The following is a 3,914-nucleotide window of genomic DNA, read 5'->3' on the forward strand; positions in this document are numbered from 1 at the left end:
GGTTGATGAAGTACTGCCTGAACAACCCATGCGTCAGTGGGTGTTGAGCTTCCCGTTTCAGCTGCGTTTCCTGTTTGCCAGCCGGCCCGAGATCATGGGGTGGGTGCTGGGCATCGTTTACCGCGTCATTGCCACGCACCTGGTCAAGAAAGCGGGCCATACCCACCAAGTGGCCAAGACGGGCGCGGTCACCCTGATCCAGCGTTTTGGATCGGCGCTCAATCTGAATGTTCACTTCCACATGCTGTTTCTCGACGGTGTGTATGTCGAGCAATCCCACGGCTCAGCGCGTTTCCGCTGGGTCAAGGCGCCGACCAGCCCAGAGCTCACCCAGCTGACGCACACCATCGCCCACCGGGTGGGTCGCTATCTGGAACGGCAAGGCCTGCTGGAACGGGATGTCGAAAACAGCTATCTGGCCTCGGATGCGGTGGATGACGACCCGATGACACCCCTGCTGGGGCACTCGATCACTTACCGTATCGCTGTCGGTTCACAGGCGGGGCGAAAGGTGTTCACTTTGCAAACTCTGCCGACCAGTGGTGATCCGTTCGGTGACGGGATTGGCAAGGTAGCCGGGTCCAGCCTGCACGCCGGCGTGGCGGCCAGGGCCGATGAACGCAAGAAGCTCGAACGGCTGTGCCGGTACATCAGCCGCCCGGCGGTATCCGAGAAGCGGCTGTCGTTAACACGAGGCGGCAACGTGCGCTACCAGCTCAAGACGCCGTACCGGGACGGCACCACGCACGTCATTTTCGAACCATTGGATTTCATTGCAAGGCTGGCCGCCCTGGTACCGAAGCCCAGAGTCAACCTAACCCGCTTCCACGGGGTGTTCGCACCCAACAGTCGGCACCGGGCGTTGGTCACGCCGGCAAAACGGGGCAGGGGCAACAAGGTCAGGGTGGCTGATGAACCGGCAACACCAGCACAACGGCGAGCGTCGATGACATGGGCGCAACGGCTCAAGCGTGTTTTCAATATCGACATCGAGACCTGCAGCGGCTGCGGCGGCGCCATGAAAGTCATCGCCTGCATTGAAGACCCTATAGTGATCAAGCAGATCCTTGATCACCTGAAGCACAAAGCCGAAACCAGCGGGACCAGGGCGTTACCCGAAAGCCGGGCGCCACCGGCTGAGCTGCTCCTGGGTCTGTTTGACTGACGAGCCTGAAGGCCAACGATACCAATCAAAATGCTGCGTTCACAGCGCCGCGGCAGGGATCCGCCGTGCTGGTTGTCGGAAAAGGAGCCGCTAGTGGGAAAGAGGAGGGTAAATTTTCAGCGTTGCTGGCTCCCCGTCAGCCGGATTGGGTTGCATCGCAGGGGTGTCGAAAGAGTCAACTGCGGTCCAAAGCTGTTGGACTTGGGTGAAAAGGGCGTTTATTCTTCCTATACGTGCCGCGTTCCAGGCGGCGACTATGAGGGCTATGTCGATGCCCATGTGCGCCGGCTGGAGGCGCTACGCCGGGCCGGTATCGTCGAGCGGATCGACGCCGACCAATGGCGCATCCCCGATGATCTGGTCAGCCGTGCCGCCGCCCATGACGCCGGCCGAGACAGTCAGGCCAGCGTTCGCGTCCTTTCCCCGGTCGATCTGAACAAACAGATCGGATCGGACGGCGCGACCTGGCTGGACCGGCGGCTGATCCACGGCGAGACGGCCGACCTTGCGCCAACCGGCTTCGGGCAACAAGTCCGCGAAGCCATGGACCAGCGCCGCGAGCACCATATCGAACAGGGCGACGCCACCCGCAGCCGGGACAGCCGCGTCTTCTACCGGCGCAACCTTCTCGCCATCCTGCGGGAGCGCGAGGTAGCCGGCGTCGGATCGGATATGGCTTTGAGTAAGGGCCTGCCGTTCCGCGCCGCCACGGACGGCGAGAGCGTCAGCGGCAAGTTTACCGGAACCGTGCATCTATCGAGCGGCAAGTTCGCCGTGGTCGAGAAATCCCATGAGTTCACCCTTGTCCCGTGGCGGCCGATCATCGACCGCCAACTCGGCCGCGAGGTTATGGGCATCGTGCAGGGCGGGTCGGTGTCGTGGCAGTTAGGGCGGCAGAGGGGGCTGGAACGCTGAGTGCGCCCATGCCGCATTGCGAAGCAAAAGATAATCGGATAAAATGTAGCAATTCATATTCGTAAGCGTGGAGTAATCAGATGGGAAATTCCAAGTCAGCAGACAAGTAAGCCGCAACAACCAGTATTGTTGTTGCGGCGCTCTGTAAGGCTAGTCTCATCTGATTGCTGACGAGCAGACGTCGCCCGGTATTCCTTAATCGAGGGTTGATTCGTCATGACCACCACACGCCCCGCGTGGGCCTATACGCTGCCGGCAGCACTGCTGCTGATGGCTCCTTTCGACATCCTCGCTTCACTGGCGATGGATATTTATCTCCCTGTCGTTCCAGCGATGCCCGGCATCCTGAACACGACGCCCGCTATGATCCAACTCACGTTGAGCCTCTATATGGTGATGCTCGGCGTGGGCCAGGTGATTTTTGGTCCGCTCTCAGACAGAATCGGGCGACGGCCAATTCTACTTGCGGGCGCAACGGCTTTCGTCATTGCGTCTCTGGGAGCAGCTTGGTCTTCAACTGCACCGGCCTTTGTCGCTTTCCGTCTACTTCAAGCAGTGGGCGCGTCGGCCATGCTGGTGGCGACGTTCGCGACGGTTCGCGACGTTTATGCCAACCGTCCTGAGGGTGTCGTCATCTACGGCCTTTTCAGTTCGATGCTGGCGTTCGTGCCTGCGCTCGGCCCTATCGCCGGAGCATTGATCGGCGAGTTCTTGGGATGGCAGGCGATATTCATTACTTTGGCTATACTGGCGATGCTCGCACTCCTAAATGCGGGTTTCAGGTGGCACGAAACCCGCCCTCTGGATCAAGTCAAGACGCGCCGATCTGTCTTGCCGATCTTCGCGAGTCCGGCTTTTTGGGTTTACACTGTCGGCTTTAGCGCCGGTATGGGCACCTTCTTCGTCTTCTTCTCGACGGCTCCCCGTGTGCTCATAGGCCAAGCGGAATATTCCGAGATCGGATTCAGCTTTGCCTTCGCCACTGTCGCGCTTGTAATGATCGTGACAACCCGTTTCGCGAAGTCCTTTGTCGCCAGATGGGGCATCGCAGGATGCGTGGCGCGTGGGATGGCGTTGCTTGTTTGCGGAGCGGTCCTGTTGGGGATCGGCGAACTTTACGGCTCGCCGTCATTCCTCACCTTCATCCTACCGATGTGGGTTGTCGCGGTCGGTATTGTCTTCACGGTGTCCGTTACCGCGAACGGCGCTTTGGCAGAGTTCGACGACATCGCGGGATCAGCGGTCGCGTTCTACTTCTGCGTTCAAAGCCTGATAGTCAGCATTGTCGGGACATTGGCGGTGGCACTTTTAAACGGTGACACAGCGTGGCCCGTGATCTGTTACGCCACGGCGATGGCGGTACTGGTTTCGTTGGGGCTGGTGCTCCTTCGGCTCCGTGGGGCTGCCACCGAGAAGTCGCCAGTCGTCTAACCGACGACTGGTAGCAGGCCCGCTCCGATGCGGCGCACTAACCATCGAAACCTCGTGAATGTCGGTATCCTGTCTGGCAGGATACCGCTCATTTCCCTTGTTCAGTTCATCGCCGTCGCCGAGCATCTGAATTTTCGGCATGCGGCCAAGGCACTTGGTATCAGCCAGTCGAGCGTCAGCGCGCGTGTGAAAGCGCTGGAGGATAACCTTGGTGTCCTGCTATTTGAGCGCCATGCGCGGGGCGTTCGGCTAACAGACGCAGGCAGGCACTTCATGGAGCGTGTCACGGCGGGTGTCGATCAACTCGATCACGCAGTGAAGACCGCGGAGTGACGGGCACTGGCTGGCAATGTCTAGCAACGGCAGGCATTTCGGCTGAGGGTAAAAGAACTTTCCGCTAAGC

General features: G+C 60.0%; 4 protein-coding genes. All 4 read left to right on the forward strand.

Annotated features, from left to right (window positions below; translation table 11 throughout):
• Positions 1 to 1,165: IS91-like element ISVsa3 family transposase (locus tag R7040_RS24210; RefSeq protein ID WP_000320694.1), on the forward strand; the 1,165-nt coding region annotated here is incomplete at its 5' end.
• Positions 1,166 to 1,195: 30 nt separating this feature from the next.
• Entirely contained in the window at positions 1,196 to 2,080 is an 885-nt protein-coding gene (locus tag R7040_RS24215; RefSeq protein WP_001447541.1) for a DUF3363 domain-containing protein, read from the forward strand.
• A 216-nt stretch (positions 2,081 to 2,296) separates the two neighbouring features.
• Positions 2,297 to 3,511 (forward strand): chloramphenicol/florfenicol efflux MFS transporter FloR, encoded by a 1,215-nt coding sequence (gene floR, locus R7040_RS24220; RefSeq protein ID WP_000214119.1) that lies wholly within the window; start codon positions 2,297 to 2,299, stop codon positions 3,509 to 3,511.
• A gap of 27 nt (positions 3,512 to 3,538) precedes the next feature.
• Positions 3,539 to 3,844 carry a LysR family transcriptional regulator gene (locus R7040_RS24225; RefSeq protein ID WP_001255015.1) on the forward strand — a complete coding sequence of 102 codons (306 nt, stop codon included), beginning with the start codon at positions 3,539 to 3,541 and terminating at the stop codon, positions 3,842 to 3,844.
• Positions 3,845 to 3,914 lie beyond the last annotated feature (70 nt).

It is taken from the genome of Vibrio sp. 1069 (assembly GCF_033340555.1).

Coding starts and splice junctions, on each gene's coding strand:
- R7040_RS24215 (WP_001447541.1), top strand. CDS start 1,196: ATGCTGCGTTCACAGCGCCGCGGCAGGGATCCGCCGTGCTGGTTGTCG.
- floR (WP_000214119.1), top strand. CDS start 2,297: ATGACCACCACACGCCCCGCGTGGGCCTATACGCTGCCGGCAGCACTG.
- R7040_RS24225 (WP_001255015.1), top strand. CDS start 3,539: ATGCGGCGCACTAACCATCGAAACCTCGTGAATGTCGGTATCCTGTCT.